Annotated in this window: 15 protein-coding genes and 1 pseudogene; 6 read left to right on the plus strand and 10 right to left on the minus strand. The window is 71.8% G+C overall.

Annotated features, from left to right (window positions below):
• Positions 1–44: 44 nt before the first annotated feature.
• The 4 genes from M6B22_RS12500 to M6B22_RS12515 all read right to left on the minus strand — a co-directional run bounded on the left by M6B22_RS12500 (position 45) and on the right by M6B22_RS12515 (position 4195).
• On the minus strand, positions 45–1427 hold the full coding sequence (locus M6B22_RS12500) for a tryptophanase (protein ID WP_269441881.1): 1383 nt from the start codon (positions 1425–1427) through the stop codon (positions 45–47).
• Positions 1428–1572: 145 nt separating this feature from the next.
• The gene (locus tag M6B22_RS12505) at positions 1573–2415 is read right to left on the minus strand and encodes an SGNH/GDSL hydrolase family protein (RefSeq protein ID WP_269441882.1); all 843 of its coding nucleotides are present in this window, start codon (positions 2413–2415) and stop codon (positions 1573–1575) included.
• 71 nt (positions 2416–2486) lie between these two features.
• A complete protein-coding gene (locus M6B22_RS12510; RefSeq protein WP_269441883.1) occupies positions 2487–3161 on the minus strand; it encodes a response regulator in 675 nt (224 codons plus the stop codon).
• Entirely contained in the window at positions 3158–4195 is a 1038-nt protein-coding gene (locus tag M6B22_RS12515) for a sensor histidine kinase (RefSeq protein WP_269441884.1), read from the minus strand. Before M6B22_RS12515 ends, M6B22_RS12510 begins: the two co-directional genes overlap by 4 nt.
• 123 nt (positions 4196–4318) lie before the next feature.
• On the opposite strand from M6B22_RS12515, the gene M6B22_RS12520 reads away from it, so the two are divergent.
• A complete protein-coding gene (locus M6B22_RS12520; protein WP_269441885.1) occupies positions 4319–6649 on the plus strand; it encodes an amino acid permease in 2331 nt (776 codons plus the stop codon).
• Positions 6650–6665: 16 nt separating this feature from the next.
• On the opposite strand, the gene M6B22_RS12525 is transcribed toward M6B22_RS12520, so the two are convergent.
• The 4 genes from M6B22_RS12525 to M6B22_RS12540 all read right to left on the minus strand — a co-directional run bounded on the left by M6B22_RS12525 (position 6666) and on the right by M6B22_RS12540 (position 9697).
• Positions 6666–7262: a LysE family translocator gene (locus tag M6B22_RS12525; protein ID WP_269441886.1), complete on the minus strand. Its 597-nt coding sequence runs from the start codon at positions 7260–7262 to the stop codon at positions 6666–6668.
• Positions 7263–7301: 39 nt separating this feature from the next.
• Complete coding sequence (locus tag M6B22_RS12530) at positions 7302–8348, minus strand: prenyltransferase (RefSeq protein ID WP_269441887.1); 1047 nt, start codon at positions 8346–8348, stop codon at positions 7302–7304.
• 102 nt (positions 8349–8450) lie between these two features.
• The gene (locus M6B22_RS12535) at positions 8451–8975 is read right to left on the minus strand and encodes a DUF4262 domain-containing protein (RefSeq protein ID WP_269441888.1); all 525 of its coding nucleotides are present in this window, start codon (positions 8973–8975) and stop codon (positions 8451–8453) included.
• Between the two features lie 62 nt (positions 8976–9037).
• On the minus strand, positions 9038–9697 hold the full coding sequence (locus M6B22_RS12540) for a potassium channel family protein (protein ID WP_269441889.1): 660 nt from the start codon (positions 9695–9697) through the stop codon (positions 9038–9040).
• A 121-nt stretch (positions 9698–9818) separates the two neighbouring features.
• Here M6B22_RS12540 and M6B22_RS12545 point away from each other — a divergent pair, with 121 nt between their 5' ends.
• The 3 genes and pseudogenes from M6B22_RS12545 to M6B22_RS22210 form a co-directional block, all read left to right on the plus strand.
• Positions 9819–11315, plus strand: a complete 1497-nt coding sequence (locus tag M6B22_RS12545) for a potassium/proton antiporter (protein ID WP_269441890.1) — start codon at positions 9819–9821, stop codon at positions 11313–11315.
• Positions 11316–11338: 23 nt separating this feature from the next.
• The gene (locus M6B22_RS12550; protein ID WP_269441891.1) at positions 11339–12082 is read left to right on the plus strand and encodes a class I SAM-dependent DNA methyltransferase; all 744 of its coding nucleotides are present in this window, start codon (positions 11339–11341) and stop codon (positions 12080–12082) included.
• Between the two features lie 58 nt (positions 12083–12140).
• Positions 12141–12299 (plus strand): annotated as a pseudogene (locus M6B22_RS22210) (GNAT family N-acetyltransferase); the annotation flags it as partial.
• 165 nt (positions 12300–12464) lie between these two features.
• Here M6B22_RS22210 and M6B22_RS12555 read toward each other — a convergent pair.
• Positions 12465–13946 (minus strand): DHA2 family efflux MFS transporter permease subunit, encoded by a 1482-nt coding sequence (locus tag M6B22_RS12555; RefSeq protein WP_269441892.1) that lies wholly within the window; start codon positions 13944–13946, stop codon positions 12465–12467.
• Positions 13947–13971: 25 nt separating this feature from the next.
• On the opposite strand from M6B22_RS12555, the gene M6B22_RS12560 reads away from it, so the two are divergent.
• The gene (locus tag M6B22_RS12560) at positions 13972–14421 is read left to right on the plus strand and encodes a MerR family transcriptional regulator (protein WP_269441893.1); all 450 of its coding nucleotides are present in this window, start codon (positions 13972–13974) and stop codon (positions 14419–14421) included.
• A gap of 335 nt (positions 14422–14756) precedes the next feature.
• Positions 14757–15197: a MarR family winged helix-turn-helix transcriptional regulator gene (locus M6B22_RS12565; protein ID WP_269441894.1), complete on the plus strand. Its 441-nt coding sequence runs from the start codon at positions 14757–14759 to the stop codon at positions 15195–15197.
• 32 nt (positions 15198–15229) lie between these two features.
• On the opposite strand, the gene M6B22_RS12570 is transcribed toward M6B22_RS12565, so the two are convergent.
• A complete protein-coding gene (locus M6B22_RS12570) occupies positions 15230–15637 on the minus strand; it encodes a GlcG/HbpS family heme-binding protein (protein ID WP_269441895.1) in 408 nt (135 codons plus the stop codon).
• Between the last annotated feature and the right edge of the window lie 343 nt (positions 15638–15980).

Consider the following 15980-nt stretch of genomic DNA (forward strand, 5'->3'; position numbering starts at 1 on the left):
CCGGGCATCCTCCCGGCTGAAGATCGTCCTCGGACCAGGGGCAATCAGCGCAGCGGCTCGAACGTGGCGGTGAAGTGCCGCAGCGCGGGCGGCTCGTCGATGATGCGGTAGCCGCGCAGGTCGCCTGCAGCCGCGACGACCTGTTCACAGACCTCGATGACGTAGTCGATGTGGCTCTGCGTGTACGTGCGCCGCGGGATCGCCAGGCGCACCAGGTCGAGCGGGGCCGGCACCTCGCTGCCGTCCGGCCGGCGCCCGAACATCACCGTGCCGATCTCGCAGCTGCGCACCCCGCCGGCCTCGTAGAGCGCTATCGCGAGCGCCTGTCCCGGATAGTGCAGCGGGTCGATGTGCGGCAGCAGTGCGCGCGCGTCCAGGTAGACGGCATGCCCACCGGTCGGGGACAGGATCGGCATGCCGACGCGCTGAAGGGCGTCACCGAGGTAGGCGGTGCTGGTGATGCGGTAGCGCAGGTAGTCGTGGTCGACGGCCTCGGTAAGTCCCTGCGCCAGCGCCTCCAGGTCGCGGCCGGCCAGCCCGCCGTAGGTGGGGAACCCCTCGGTGAGGATCAGCAGGCTGCGGCACTGGCTCGCCAGCTCGTCGTCGTTCATCGCCAGCCAGCCGCCGATGTTGCCCATCGGGTCCTTCTTGGCGCTCATCGTCATGCCGTCGGCGAGTGAGGCGATGTCGTGCACGATGTCGGCGACCTCGCGTCCGGCCTGCCCGTCCTCGCGCTCGTGGATGAACCAGGCGTTCTCGGCGAAGCGGCAGGCGTCGAGGAACAGGAGTTTGCCGTAGCGGTCGCACACTTCGCGGACCGCGCGCAGGTTGGCCAGCGACACCGGCTGCCCGCCGCCGCTGTTGTTGGTGATCGTCATGAACACGACCGGCACGTCGTCGGCCCGCTCGGCCAGCAGCGCCTGCAGGGCCTCGACGTCCATGTTGCCCTTGAACGGGTGCTGCGACCGTGGGTCCCTGCCCTCGGCGATGACGAGGTCGACCGCCTCCGCCCCGGTGAACTCGACGTTCGCGCGGGTGGTGTCGAAGTGGGTGTTGTTCGGGACGAGCTTGCCCGGCCCACCGAGCACCCCGAAGATGATCTTCTCGGCGGCACGGCCCTGGTGCGTCGGGATGACGTGCTCGAACGGGAACAGGGCGCGCACCGCGTCGCGGAACCGGAAGTACGACGGCGACCCGGCGTAGGACTCGTCGCCACGCTGGATGGCCGCCCACTGGTCGCGGCTCATCGCGCCGGTGCCGGAGTCGGTGAGCAGGTCGATCAGCACGTCCTGCGCGTCGACCTGGAACAGGTTGTAGCCGGCTTTGGCCACCGCGACCTCCCGCTCGGCACGCGTGGTCATGCGCAGCGGCTCCACGGAGTGGATCCGGAACGGCTCGATGATGGTGCGAAAGCCCGGTTCGGTCATAGCTATGAGGATGCGACCTGACAGCCGGCGCGAGAATGGCCGCCGGCACCTCGTCGAACGCGGACGACCTTGTGAACATGACGCCTTCGAGCACCGGACGTCGCGATCGCAAGGTGCCCCGACCGCCGATGACAGCCTGGAGCTGCTACCGGCGCCTGCCGAGGGCTTGCTCGACGGCGCCGGCCAGCACGGCCTGGCCGGCACGCGACGGGTGCAGGTCGCACCGCCCGTCCGGCCGGATCGCGAGCAGGTGCGCCGCGCAGGCCGAGCCGCCGGTGCCCGCGCTGGCGTCGGCAAACGCCCGGTAGCCGTCCGCGACAAGGGCACCGTGCCGCTTGGCCGCCGCGGTGATGATCGCGTTGAGCGCGGCGACCTGAGCGTCCGGGTACTGGGTCGCGTAGTAGCGCAGCAGCACGAGCGGTCCGTGATAGCCGGCTCGCACGCGCAGCGCGTCCAGGATGGTGTCCAGGTGGAGGGTCAGGCCGCGGGTGAACGCCGTGAGCGCGGCGCCCGAGCAGCCGGGGTGCAGGTCGCGGCAGACGAACAGGTCGTTGAGCCCGATGCCGAGGCTGACCAGCTTCACGCCGTGGTGGGTCTGCAGGAAGCGGACGGCGAAGGACAGCTGCGAGCTGTCGTACCAGGTGTGCAGCGCGTGGTGCTGGCGAAAGCCGCTGCGCTTTCCGACGTTGTTCTCGCAGCCGTGGCTCTGCGCCCGGGTGTCGATCATGCTGGCCGCGGTCTCACCGGGGCAGGCCGCGTTGACCAGCGTCAGCCCGAACTTGTGGGCGGTGTCGTCGGCGTAGCTGCGGAAGTTGGCCAGGTCGGCGAACTCGGTCGGCGGCGCGGGGTGCGAACCGAACGTGATCGAGTCGCCCAGCGCCAGATAGTCCGGCTCGGCCGCGCCGGCTCGCACGGCGCAGGCGGAGGTGAGCACGAGCAGCAGCGCGGCGGCGCCGGCCCGCGCCCGCTGCCAGCGTCGCGCGATCACGGCAGAATGATCGGCTGCCCACCCCGTCCGGACAAGTCACGGTTCGGCATCATTGCGGTGACCGGCCGGCCTCAGGGCTGGAACCGGTACCCCATCCCCGGTTCGGTGATCAGGTGGCGGGGCCGGCCGGGCTCGGGCTCGAGCTTGCGACGCAGCTGGCCGACGTAGATCCGCAGGTAGCTCGGGTCGGTGTGCTCGGGCCCACCGCGCAGCTGGGTCAGCAGGGCGCGGCCGGTCACGAGGGTGCCCGGGCGCCTGGCGAGCGTTTCCAGCAGCCGCCACTCGGTCGGGGTGAGGTGCACCGGCGCGCCGTCACGACCGGTCACCGTCTTGGCCACGAAGTCGACGACGGTGCCGCTCAGGTCGGCCAGCCGCGGCGCTTCCGGGGGCGGCACCCGCCGCGCGGCCGCCCGCAGCCGGGCGAGCAGTTCGTCGACGTTGAACGGTTTGGTCACGTAGTCGTCGGCGCCCAGATCCAGCGCGGCGACCTTCTCCCCGCTGCTGCTGCGCGCGGACAGCACGATGATCGGGGCCGGCGTGAACTGCCGCAGCGAGCGGATCACCTCCAGCCCGCTGACGTCCGGCAGGCCCAGGTCGAGGATCACCGCATCGGGCGGCTCCACCCGGGCGGACCCGAGCGCCGCCGCCCCGGAGGCCGCCTCGCTCACCTGGTGACCGCGCGCCGTCAGGTTCATCGAGAGCGCGCGGGACAGGGCGCGATCGTCCTCGACCACCAGCACCCTCATCGGACGTCCGCCACGAGTGGCAGGCGGACGACGATCGTGGTGCCGCCGCCCGGCGTCGGCTCGGCCCGGACGTCGCCTGCCATCGCCTCGGCGAAGCCGCGGACCGTCGCCAGGCCCAGCCCGATCCCGGCTCCCGGCGGGGGCGCGTCGCCCGCACGCTGGAACGCCGCGAACGCCGTGTCGGGGTCCCACGCGGCCAGGCCCGGGCCGGTGTCGATCACACGCAGCTCGATCCGACCGTCGACTGCCGCGCCGTGCACCCGCACCGGCGTATCGGGGGGCGCGAAGCGGAGCGCGTTCTGCAGCAGGTTGGCGACGACCCGCTCCAGCAGCCCGGCGTCGGCAAGGACCGCCGGCAAGTCGTCGGCGATCTCGAGCTGCAGCCGGGTGCCCGTCGGCGGCAGGTGCGCGAGCGCGCTCGCCACGACGTCGCCGAGGCCGACGGGCGCGGCGAGCACCGGCAGCACCCCGGCCTGAAGGCGGGACAGGTCGAGCAGGTTCGTGACCAGGTCGGTGAGCCGGTCCAGCGAGGCGTCCGCCGATGCGAGCAGTTCCTCCCGGTCGTCCGCCGACCACTCGACGTCCGTGGCACGCAGGCTGGAGACCGCGGCCTTGGCGGAGGCGATCGGCGTGCGCAGATCGTGGCTGGCCGCGTTGAGCAGCGCGGTGCGGGCGCGGTCCGCCCGCGCGAGCGGCTGCACGCGGCGGGCGGTGTGCACGATGCGCGAGACCAGGACGGCGACCAGCAGGAAGATCAGCAGCGCCAGCGCGTTCTGCCCCTCCGCGACGGTGAAGGCGTGCAGCGGCGGGGTGAAGTAGTAGTTCAGCAGCAGGCTGCCGGCGACGGCCGCCGCGAGCGCCGGAGCGAACCCGCCGGCGATGCTGGTGATCACCACGATCAGCAGGTAGATCGCGACGTCGCTGGCGAACGAGACCCGGTGCCGAAGCACGGCCAGCGCCACGGTGGCGCCCGCCAGCAGGACGGCGGCGAGCAGCGCGCCGCCCAGCGGGCGGCGCTCCTGGGGCCAGGTCACCGGCTCATCGTGCTACGCCGCGCCTGGCTTCGCCTCGCGCGGCCCGTGAGGAAGTCGTGAATGCGGCGTGAGCGGCGCGTGTGCGGCCTGCCCGCGCGGTGCCGGGCACGCTTTGGTGAGGGCGTGAACGAAGTGAACCTGCCCGAACGCGCCGGCTACCGGCTCAAGCGGCTCGTCCTCGGACCGCCGCTGGTGACCGCCCGGCTGCACGAGGAGAAGCTGTCCAACAAGGCGGCGCTCGGCGTGTTGAGCAGCGACTGCATCTCCTCCTCCGCCTACGGCTCGGAGGAGATGCTGATCGTGCTGCTGCCGGTGTTCGGGCTGGCCGGCTTTCACCTGCTGATGCCGATGACGGCAGTGGTGCTCGGGCTGCTGGTGCTGATGACGCTGTCCTACCGCGAGGTCGTCATGATCTACACGCGGGCCGGCGGCTCGTACGTGGTAGCGCGGGAGAACTTCGGTCCGCGCATCGCGCAGATCGCGTCGGTCGCGCTGCTGATCGACTACGTGGTGACCGTCGCGGTGCAGACGGCCGCCGGGACCGCGGCGATCACGTCGCTGGCGCCGCCGCTGCGGCCGTACACGGCGGAGATCACGATCGCGGCCGTGCTGCTGCTCGCCTACGGAAACCTGCGTGGCATCCGCGAGGCCGGCCGGTTGTTCGCGCTGCCCACCTACCTGTTCGCCGGCGCCGCGGGAACGGTGATCGTCGTGGGCGTGCTGCGCGAGGTTCTCGGCGATCTGCCGCGCGTCAGCTACACCGGACACGAGCGGACCCTGCTGATCGACGTGCACAGCTCGCACGGCGCGCTGCTGTCGGCGGGTGCGATCTACGTGCTGCTGAAGGCGTTCGCGAACGGCGGCGCCTCGCTGACCGGGCTCGAGGCGATCTCGAACGGGGTGAGCGCGTTCCGTGACCCGGCCGGGAAGAACGCGCGGCGCACGCTGTCGCGGATGAGCGTGATCCTGGGCGCCCTGGTCCTCGGGGTCTCGTTCCTCGCCTGGCAGACGCACGCGACGCCCTACGCGAGCGGCAGCCCGACCGTGATCAGTCAGGTGGCCCGCGCCGCGTTCGGCGCTGCCTGGTACGGCCAACTCGGCTTCGTCGTGGTGCAGGTCGCGACCGCGCTGATCCTGTTCACCGGCGCGAACACGCCGTTCACCGGTTTCCCGTTCCTCGCCAGCTTCATCGCCGAGGATTCCTTCCTGCCCCGCCAGATGACGCGACGCGGCCACCGGCTGGCCTTCAGCAACGGCATCCTGGTGCTCACCGTCGCGGCTCTGGCGTTGCTGCTCGGCGTCGGCGCGCACGTGGACAAGTTGATCCCGTTCTACGCGATCGGGGTGTTCACCGGGTTCGCGATGGCGGGCCTGGGCATGGCGCGCTATCACCAGCGCACGCGCGAGCCGCGGTGGCGCTCCAAGCTCGTGATCAACCTCAGCGCCGGCGCGGTATCGGCCTGTGTCGTGGTGATCTTCGCGGTGGTCAAGTTCACCGACGGCGCGTGGCTCGTCGTGGTGCTGTTCCCGGTCGGCTGGCTGGCGCTGCTGCGGCTGAACCGGCGCTATCGGGACGAGTCGCGTGCCCTCGAGCTGGCCAGTTGGGTGCGCCCCGACCAGGCGGAGGCGCCGAGCTACGCGCGGCACACGGTTCTCGTGTTCGTCGACCACCTCGACCTCGCGGTGCTCCGCGCGCTGCGTTATGCCGGCAGCCTGCGCCCGACGAGCGTTCGCGCGGTGCACGTGATGCTCGATGCCGCGGCTGCCACCCAGCTGCAACGCGACTGGATCGCACGCGGCCTCGGCGACCGGCTGCCGCTCGCGGTGGTGCACTGCCCGGACCGGCGCCTGGTGCGGGCCGCGGTAACGCTCGCCATGGACGCGGTGATCAGCGACCGGGCCGAGGTCACCGTGCTGTTGCCGCGCCGCACCTTCCGCCCGCTGTCGCGACGGTTGCTGCACGACCGCACCGCCGATCGCATCGCCGAGTCGGTCAGCCGGTTGCCGCATGTGGCGGCCACGATCGTGCCCTTCGACACGACCCTGCCGCACGCGGCCGTCGAACGGTTGGAGGCGATGCAGCTGGCCGCCGCTCGCGACCCCGCGCTGGTGCGGGTCAACCGGGCGGCGGCGCCTGTGCGCGAGGCGCCGGGCGCCGGCGCGGACGGTGTGCCGGATGGGCGATCGCCGATCGGGACGGTGGCGTGGCGGCAACGGGTGAGCATCGAAGGGCAGGTGGAACTGGTCCAGGCCGGTACCGCGATGGGACGTTCGCTTGAGGTGCACGTGTTCGACGACACCGGCGGATTGCGGCTGCTGTTCTACGGGCGGACCGCGATCCCCGGGCTGGTGCCCGGTGCCCGGGTCCGGGCGAGCGGACGCGTCGGCGAGTTCAAGGGCCATCTCGCGCTGGCGAACCCGCGCTACGAACTGCTCGCTCCGGCGGGGCCGTAGCAGCGGACCGGCTCGTTCAGCGCGCCTCCGCGGCCAGGCTCATGCCGAGTCCGACCATGACGCCCCCGGTGATCCGCTCCATCGCGCGGCGCACCCCTGGGCGCAGGATCGTGGCAGCCCGGTCGACCATCCAGATCAAGGTGCCGAACCACATCACGTCGTAGAGCACGATCACCGCGCCCATCCCGAGCGCGCTCGGCAACACGGCCGCGCCGGGCGCGAGGAACTGCGGCAACAGCGCGATGAAGAACACGGCCAGCTTCGGGTTGGCCGCGGCGGCGATCAGGCCGGTGCGCCAGCCGACGCGTCCGCGCGCGGGGGCGGCGTCCGCCTCCTTGCGGTGCAGCAGCGAGCGGACGCCGAGGTAGATCAGCACGGCGGCACCGAACAGGCGCAGCACGTCGTAGGCGATCTCGGACGCAAGGATCAGCGAGGACACGCCGATCGCGGAAAGGCTCGCCCACATCAGCACGCCGATGCTGTTGCCGAGCACCGCGCCCATGGCCGGGCGCCGGCCGTCGCGCGCGGCCACCCGCAGGACGAGTGCGGTGGCCGGCCCGGGCGTCAGCGTGACGACGAGCGCGACGAGCAGGAACTCCGGGATCGAGTGCACGGCTTCGACGCTACTGAGGCGAGCCAGCGCATTCGGCTGTCAGCGGCCGAGCAGCGAGCCGGGCCAGATCGCGCCGACGGCGAGACCGAGCAGGAACAGCCAGCCGAACGCGCGGTTGTGCACCAGGCACACGCGGTGGTACCAGAGCGGCCAGCCGACGTAGCCGGCCGGCGGTTCCGCCGGTGTCGGGCGCGACATGACGCTCAGCGCGCGCAGTGCCCTCGGGCCGGCGAGCAGCACGATCGCGACGAACGGGGTGAGCGCGCCGACCGCCACACCGAGCGCTGCGGTGAGGTAGATCAGGACGACGACGGTGAGGTTGAGCCGCCGCGCCCAGGCCTCGCCGAGCAGCACCGGCAGGGTGCGCTGGTCCTGGCTGGTGTCGAACCCGCGCTGGTCGATGTGCTTGCCGATCAGGATGGACGCCACGCCCAGGCCGTACGGGACCGAGGCGAGGAACGCGTCGCCGGACCAGTGGCCGGTGATCACGTAGTAGCCGCCGCCGATCATCAGCGGGCCCCACACCAGGAACGCGGCCAGCTCGCCCAGCCCGAGTTCCTTGAGCGCGCGCGGCGCGGCGTCATACGCGTACAGCAACACCGCGCCCGCGATGGTCAGCCAGACCGCGCCCCAGCCGCGCAGGGCGACGAAGTAGATCCCGATCGCAGCGGCGACGGCGCCCAGCACCACCAGGCCGGTTGCCAGGAAGCGCATCGTGAACACGCCGCTCGCGACCGGGTGCAGCGTGTAGCGCCGGCGCGGCGAGTCCTCGGTGTCGTGGCCGCGCTTGTAGCCGAAGTAGTCGTTCGACAGGTTGCTGATCGCGTGCAGCACCAGATAGCCGAGGAACACCAGCACGAACGGCGCCCACTCGAACCGGCGGTCGGTCGCGGCGAGCAGCCCCGCGATGCCGGCCGCCTGCGCCGAGATCACCAGGATCACGCTGCGTGCGGCGTACAGGAACCGGGCTACCGGGTCGAAGCCGTCCAGGTCGGTGGCGGTGGCCGGGTAGAAGCCGGTGAACGCGCCCGCCCACGCGAACGGACCGCGCTGCGGGCGCTTACCCAGGGCGGGGGTCGCTGCCATGACCCCAACATTACGGCGGCAGCGGATCGGCTCGGCACGACGGGACGGCCGCCGGCCGGCCCGGCCGCGACCGATCCCGGCCGGGCATGCCGGTCAGGCCGGTCATGCCGCGAAGGTCCCCGGCAGCGGCTGCAACCAGCGGGGGTGCTCGAACCCGGGTTCCCACGGGTACCGGCCGGCCTGGTCGGCCCAGCACAGCTGAAGCGCGGGGACCACCTGCCCGCCGTCGGTGCGATACAGCCGCTGCGCGGTGTGGGTGACCTGGTGCGCGTTCGGCAGCCGGAGGAGCCGCAGGTGCAGGTCGGTGTCGTCGGGGCCGCCGTGCACGGTCTCACCGGGGCGCAGCGTCTCGCCCGCCCGGACCAGCTCGCCGACCGCGTTGAGCAGCCGATGCGCGTCGGGCTGCGGCAGCCCGAACACCACCAGTTCGGGATGGCCGAACCCCCAGAGCCCCACGGTGTACGCGAACGCGGGCCGGCGGCGGGGCTCGTCGCCGGCTACCGCCTGGACCGCCCAGCCGTGCCGTCTGATCGTCTCGCGGAACCAGGCGTCGGACTGGTCGAGCCACTGCTGCACGACGACCGGGTCCTCGGTGCCCGGCCCGGCGCATCCGGGATTGCTACACACGGCGTCCTCCCTTTGCTAGAACGTGTGTGCGAACGCTAGCGACGGGTACCGACAGGAACGCCTCAGTCGCCGCGGAGCAGGCGCCGCACCGCGTCCTCGACGCCGGCGGCCGCGGCCAGCACCAGTTCGTCCCCGCCGCGCAAGGCGAGTCCCGGCTCGGGCGTCAGCACCGTCCCGGCCCGGAAGATCGCCAGCAGCGCAGCACCGGACGGGAGCGCAACCGCACTCACCGGCGAGCCCGCGAGGGGTGAATCGGGCGCAAGGGTCAGTTCGATGATGCTGCCCTGTCCCTGCTGCAACGTCATCAGCCGCACGACCTGGCCCACGGTCACCGCTGCTTCGACGGCACTGGCCACCGCGGTGGGCGTCGACACGGCGACGTCCACGCCCCACGGCTGCGCGAACAACCACTGGTTGTCCGGGTCGTTCACGCGGGCGACGACGCGCGGAACGGAGAACTCGGTCTTGGACAGCAAGGCGAAGACGAGGTTGGACTTGTCGTCGCCGGTCGCGGCCATGACCACGTCGCACGTGTCGATCCCGGCCTTACGCAGCGCGTCCAGCTCACACGCGTCGGCGAGCATCCAATCGGCGTCCGGGACGAGCTCGGGCCGGAAGTGCGGGCGGTCCCGCTCGATCAGCAGCACCCGGTGGCCGGTAGCGAGCAGCGCTTGAGCGACCGAGCGGCCGACGGCGCCGGCCCCGGCGATCGCCACCCGCATGCGGTTCTCCGTTCCGATCGCCGTGCTCGCCGGCCCTGGACGTCCCTTAGCCTGTGGAACACGTCGCGTCCGCAGCGAGATGCCGTCCCCAGTATCGAGCACACGCCGGATCGGAGGGTCAGTGACTCTGCACCAGCTGTACCTCGCGCTGCTGGCGGGCGGCCTCGTGGTGCTGGTGAGCATCGTCGCGACGCGGGTGGCGGTGAGTGTCGGGCTACCCAGCCTGCTGCTGTACCTGGCTCTCGGCATCGTGCTCGGCGAGGACGTCCTGGGCATCGACTTCGATAACGCCCAGGTCGCCCAGAACCTCGGCAGTGCGGCGCTCGCGGTGATCCTGGTCGAGGGCGGCCTGACGACGCGCTGGTCGGACATCCGCGAACTGCTCGCGCCCGCGGGCCTGCTCGGCTCGCTCGGAGTGGGCGTGAGCACCGTGGTCACCGCGGCCGGCGCCCACTTCCTGCTCGGCCTGCCGTGGCAGACTGCGCTGCTGCTCGGCGCGATCGTGTCCTCGACCGACGCCGCGGCAGTGTTCGCGGTGCTGCGGGTGCTGCCGCTGCCGCGGCGGGTCTCCGGCCTGCTCGAAGCCGAGTCCGGGTTCAACGACGCGCCGACCGTGATCCTGGTGATCGTCTTCAGCCAGACACCGTTCCACGTCAGCGCGGGTTCGCTGGTCGGCACGCTGGCCTACGAGCTCGCCGCGGGCGCCGCGATCGGGCTGCTCGTCGGCTGGCTGGGCGGCCTCGCGCTGCCGCGGCTGGCGCTGCCGGGCTCGGGCCTCTACCCGCTCGCGACCTTCGCCCTCGCGGTCGTCGCGTTCGCTGCGGCCGGGGCCGCGCACGCGAGCGGGTTCCTGGCCGCGTTCCTGTCCGCACTGGTGCTCGCGAACGTCGGCCTACCGCACCGGGCCGCCACCCGATCCTTCGCCGAGGGGCTGGGTTGGCTCGCGCAGATCGGACTGTTCGTGCTGCTCGGCCTGCTGGTCAACCCGACCGAACTGCCCCGCGAGATCGGCAACGCGCTCGTGATCGGCCTGGTGCTGCTCGTCCTCGCCCGTCCGCTCTCGGTCGTGTTGTGCCTGCTGCCGTTCCGGGTGCCGTTGCGCGAGCAGGTGTTCCTGTCCTGGGCGGGACTGCGCGGTGCCGTGCCCATCGTGCTCGCGACCTTCCCCGTCGTGGCCGGTGTGCCGCACAGCGACCGGGTTCTCAACGTCGTCTTCGTGCTCGTCGTGATCTACACCCTGGTGCAGGGTCCGAGCCTGCCTCTGGTGGCCCGCTTGCTGCATCTCACCCCACGCGAGGCGACCCGGCAGATCCTGGTGGAGTCGGCGCCGCTGGACGTGCTGGACGCCGAGCTGATGACGATGACCATTCCGCCGACGTCCGGCCTGCACGCTGTCTCGGTGATCGAGTTGCGGCTGCCGGACCCGAGCGTGATCACGCTGATCATCCGCGACGGGCGCAGCTTCGTGCCGTCCCCGGACACCCGGCTCGAGACAGGGGACGAGTTGCTGATCGTCACCACGCGCAAGCGCCGCGACCTTGCCGAGCGCCGGCTGCGGGCGGTGAACCGGCGCGGGCCGCTGGCGCACTGGTTCGACGAGTTCGGCGCCCCGGACTGAGCCGTATCGCGTCGGGCGCGACAATGGTGGCCGTGCCGGCGAATCATTTCGGCGCCGACGTTGCGGCGCGCTACGACGAGTCTGCGGCGGAGCTGTTCGAGCCGTCGTTGCTCGCCCGGACGGTGGACGTCCTGGCCGAGCTGGCCGGGAAGGGCGCGGCGCTCGAGTTGGGTATCGGAACCGGGCGGGTGGCGCTGCCGCTTCGTGCACGTGGCGTCCCGGTCAGCGGTATCGACCTGTCGCCGGACATGCTGGCCCGGCTGCGCGCCAAGCCGGGAGCCGAGCAGATCTCCTGCACCGTCGGCGACTTCGCGCACACGCGTGTCCCCGGGGCGTTCGGGTTGGTCTACCTGCTGTTCAACACGATCATGAACCTAACCACCCAGGACGCGCAGGTGGCGTGCTTCCAGAACGCCGCGGACTATCTCGAGCCGGGCGGCTACTTCGTGATCGAGGTCGGGGTCCCCGAGCTGCGGAGGTTGCCGCCCGGGGAGACGGTCCGGCCGTTCACGGTGACCGCGACCCGGTTGGGTTTCGACGAGTACGACGTGCCGACCCAAGGACTCGTCTCGCACCACTACCGCGTCGAGGACGGCGAGCTGCGGACGGACTCCGTGCCGTTCCGCTACGTGTGGCCGGCCGAGCTGGACCTGATGGCCAGGCTGGCCGGGATGAGCCTGCACGCGCGGTGGGGAGGCTGGGACCGCGAGCCTTTCACCGCCGACAGCCGCCGGCACGTGTCGGTCTGGCGGACCGACGGGCCGTGAACCCGGTGACCCGCCCGGATCGCGCGCCGCGGCCGGCCGGATCGTCGGCTGCGTACGGGTGCGGCGGTACGGCGCCGACACCGGCGAGTTCGGGCTGCTGGCCTCGGACCCGGCATACCGCGGTGTCGGCGTCGGCCGCGAGTTGGTCCGGTTCGCCGAGCGCACCTGCCGGGCGGACGGGCTGCGCGTCATGCGGCGGGACGTACTCGTGCCCCGGCACCGGCCCGATCCGGGTAAGCAGTCGCTGTTCGCCTGGTACGGCCGGATGGGGTACCGGCTCGGCCCGCACGCGGACCCTGGAGCAGGCGTACCCGGACCTCGTCCCGTTGCTGGCGGTGCCGGCCGAGCTGGTGAGCTACCGCAAGGATCTGGCTCCCTGACGTCAGGCTGCGGGATCGCGCCGGCCGGTGCTCTCGACCTCGTCGAACAGCAGCGCCGCCCGCGCGGCGGTGGTTGCGGCCCAGCGCCCGGTGCTCAGCAGCCCGAGAGCCACGACGCCGAGCCCGAGCCCCACCAGCAGCCACCACACGCCGTGCTCCGCGGTCGTGAACGCCGAGCCGCCGCGCGGTAGCGCTGAGCCGACGATCGTCCCGGCGATCGCGACGCCCAGCGTGGTGCCGGTCTGCCGGCCGGTGGACGCCAACGAGGCGGCGACTCCGGCCATCGACAGCGGCATCCCGGAGACCGCTGTGTTCGTGATCGGTGCGTTGACGGTTCCCATCGCGATGCCGATCAGCAGGTAGACGGCGAGCAGGGCGGGCAGCGGGGTAGCCGGCCCGATGAACGTGGACAGGGCACCGGCGGACGCCAGCGCCGTCCCCGCGACGACCAGTGGCAGCCGGGGGCCGCGCGAGCCGACGAGCCTGCCGGTGAGTGGTGAGAGCAGCACGATCAGCACGCCGACGGGGAGCAGGGACAGCCCGGCGGCCAGCGCGGACATACCGCGGATGTCCTGCAGGTACAGGGTGGTCACGAACAGGAACGCCCCGAACCCGCACAGCCCGAACAGCGCCATCAGGATCGCCGCGGTGAACGGCACGCCGCGGAACAACCGCAACTCCAGCAGCGGGTCGGCCCGGCGCGGTTCGTAGCCGAGAACGCCGAGCACGCCCAACGCCGCGACGCCGAACAGTCCGATAACCGCCGGCGAGGCCCAGCCCGCCTTGCCCGACTCGATGATCGCGAACACCACGCTGCCCAGCACGAGGATCACCAGGGCCTGCCCGACCGGGTCCACCCGTCGCGCTCGCGCGGCCCGCGACTCCGGGACGAACAGCGCGGTACACACGATCGCGGTGGCCACGATGGGCAGGTTGATCCAGAAGATGGAGCGCCAGCCCAGGCTGTCGACCAGGGCACCGCCGAGGATCGGTCCCAGGCCGAGCGCCAGCCCGGACATCGCGCCGAACACGCCGATTGCCCTGGCCCGTTCGGCGCGGTCGGGGAAGGAGTTGACGACGATCGCCAGCGCCACCGGGGTCAGCATCGAGCCGCCGACCGCCTGCAGTGCCCGCGCCGCGATCAGCGGGCCGATGCCCGGGGCCAGGCTGCACAGCAGGGACCCGATCCCGAAGGTCAGCAGGCCGACAACGAAGGTGCGTCGGCGCCCGAGCCGGTCGGCGGTCGACCCGGACAGCAGCAGCAGCGACGCCAGCACCAGGCTGTACGCGTCGACCGTCCACTGCAACCCGGACACCGAGGCGTGCAGGTCGTTGCGGATCGAGGGCAGCGCTACATTGACGATGGAGACGTCCATGACCGCGACGAGCAGGCTGGCGCAACAGATCGCGAGCACCAGTTGCCGGCGGCTCCGGCTGAGTGCGGGCGGCGGGGTGGGCGGTGGGCGCAGCGCGGAGGCGGTCATGATGTCCGAGGCTAGGATTTAGAGCGTGCTCGAAGTCAAGCCGAAGCCCACGAACCCGCTCGCCGAGGCCGTGCCCGAAGCCGGGCTGACGATCGCCGAGGCGGCGCGCCGTACCGGGGTCAGCGCGCACACGCTGCGCTACTACGAGCGGTCCGGCCTGGTGATCACTCCGGTCGGGCGCACCGAGGGCGGCCGCCGGCGGTACCACCGCGAGGACCTGCGCTGGATCTCGATCTGCACCAAGCTGCGCGCGACCGGGATGCCGATCAAGGCGATCCGGCGCTACGCCGAGCTCGTCTCGGCCGGTGAGGGCAACGGGGCCGAGCGGCTCGCCCTCATGAAGGCCCACCGCGTGGAGGTGCTCGCCCGCATCGCCGAGTTGCAGGAGAACCTGAAGCTGATCGACCACAAGATCGACGTCTACGGCCGGCGCGTCGCTGCCGGCGACGCCGATCAACTCTGGGCCGGCGCCTAGCAGCCGGCGGCGGTACCTGCCGGCCGCGTCACGAGCCGGCGGACTTCACCAGGGCGGTGACCTTCTTCTCCACGGCCGGGCTCCACGCCTCGAGCGCGAACGAGGCGGGCCACTTTTCGCGGTCGTAGAGGTTCGCGGCGTCCGGGAAGCCCAGGGTGCAGTAGCGGTACTTGAACTTGCCCGCGTCCAGGACGGCCTGCAGGCCGTCGGCCCTCTTGGCGCCCTTCGTGTCTCGGCACGCAACTCGGCGGCGCGCTCCTTCATGGCGGCGCGCTGCTCGGCGGCCTGACTAGTAGCGTCCGGCGGATGCGGTTGACGAGGAGGGACGGCGGCAGATGAGCGAGTTCACCGACGAGTACACGCGCGCGTCGAAGACGTTTCGTGCGGTCACCGAGCTGGCGCTGCGCCGGCACGGGCTGCACCTCGGGCAGAACCTGGTGCTCGCGGCCCTCGCCGATCGCGACGGGCAGACACCGGGCGAGGTTGCCGCCGCGGTGCACGTGAGCACGCCGACGATCGTGAAGATGGCCAATCGCATGGCCGAGGCCGGTCTGCTCACCCGCCGTCGTGACGATTTTGACAAGCGGCTCGTCCGACTGCACCTGACCCCGGCGGGGCGGAGGCTGCGCCGGCCCGTGGACGCCGAACTCGAATTGGTGGACCAGCGGTTGACGGAGGGGCTGACCAAGACCGAGCGACGCACGCTGCTGACGCTGTTGGCCAAGGTGTCCGACAACGGGCAGGCGCTGCTGACCGAATGGGACAAGAGGGCGTGAGATCGTCGCCGGTTCCTGCCCAGGAGCGGCGACTAGCCGGCGAGGCTGCTGATTCCTGCCGCGGCGCAGTCGTCGTCGTGACCGGGCGTCCCGCCACTGACGGCGATGGCGCCGAGGACGGTGCCGGCGCGGCGGATCAGCCGGGCACCGGCACCCACAAGGATGGGTTGTGGCGCGATCGGCTCGAGTTGGGCGAAGAATCCCGGGTTGTCGGTCTGCAGCTGTCGCAGCACGGTCCCGTCGCGCCGGAACAGCGCGGCCGTGGCCGCCTTGCTCTCCGCGATCCGGGCAGACAGCGGTGGCGCGCCCTCCATTCGGGACAGGTTCTGCAGTGCGCCCCCTTCGTCGACGACGGCGACCGTGACCTGCGCCCCGAGCTGCGTTGCCCGCTCGCGCACCGACGCGACAACGAGCTGGGCTTCTTCGAACGTGATCGGCACTGGATGCTCCTGCTTCGCTGGACCAGGACCGAGACGTTAGCTGGCTAATCATTAGCCGTCAAGCGACTTGCCTGAACTCGCGCTAGAGCGTGTGACCGACTGCTTCCGGGCATACCTGCCCGGAGGCTGCTGGTGCCGGCAGATCTGAGTCCCCGGCTAGGGCGACTGCCGCATGTGCGCCCGACCCCCTTAGCGGCAATCTCGTGATCGCTAGCGAACAGCGTTCATGTCCACATCACTGAGGAGCACAACTGATGAAGACTGCATTCACCCGCCGTCTCGTCGTCGGTGCCGCGATGGTCGCCGTCGCAGTCGCCGCCGCGGGTTCCACCGCGGCGCTGGC

The sequence above is a fragment of the Jatrophihabitans cynanchi genome (genome assembly GCF_027247405.1).
Lineage (GTDB): Bacteria > Actinomycetota > Actinomycetes > Mycobacteriales > Jatrophihabitantaceae > Jatrophihabitans_B > Jatrophihabitans_B cynanchi.

Excerpts from the sequence above, each read along its gene's own strand:
- M6B22_RS12500 (WP_269441881.1), bottom strand. The coding sequence starts at position 1,427 with ATGACCGAACCGGGCTTTCGCACCATCATCGAGCCGTTCCGGATCCAC.
- M6B22_RS12510 (WP_269441883.1), bottom strand. The coding sequence starts at position 3,161 with ATGAGGGTGCTGGTGGTCGAGGACGATCGCGCCCTGTCCCGCGCGCTC.
- M6B22_RS12530 (WP_269441887.1), bottom strand. The coding sequence starts at position 8,348 with ATGGCAGCGACCCCCGCCCTGGGTAAGCGCCCGCAGCGCGGTCCGTTC.
- M6B22_RS12540 (WP_269441889.1), bottom strand. The coding sequence starts at position 9,697 with ATGCGGGTGGCGATCGCCGGGGCCGGCGCCGTCGGCCGCTCGGTCGCT.
- M6B22_RS12550 (WP_269441891.1), top strand. The coding sequence starts at position 11,339 with ATGGTGGCCGTGCCGGCGAATCATTTCGGCGCCGACGTTGCGGCGCGC.
- M6B22_RS12555 (WP_269441892.1), bottom strand. The coding sequence starts at position 13,946 with ATGACCGCCTCCGCGCTGCGCCCACCGCCCACCCCGCCGCCCGCACTC.
- M6B22_RS12565 (WP_269441894.1), top strand. The coding sequence starts at position 14,757 with ATGAGCGAGTTCACCGACGAGTACACGCGCGCGTCGAAGACGTTTCGT.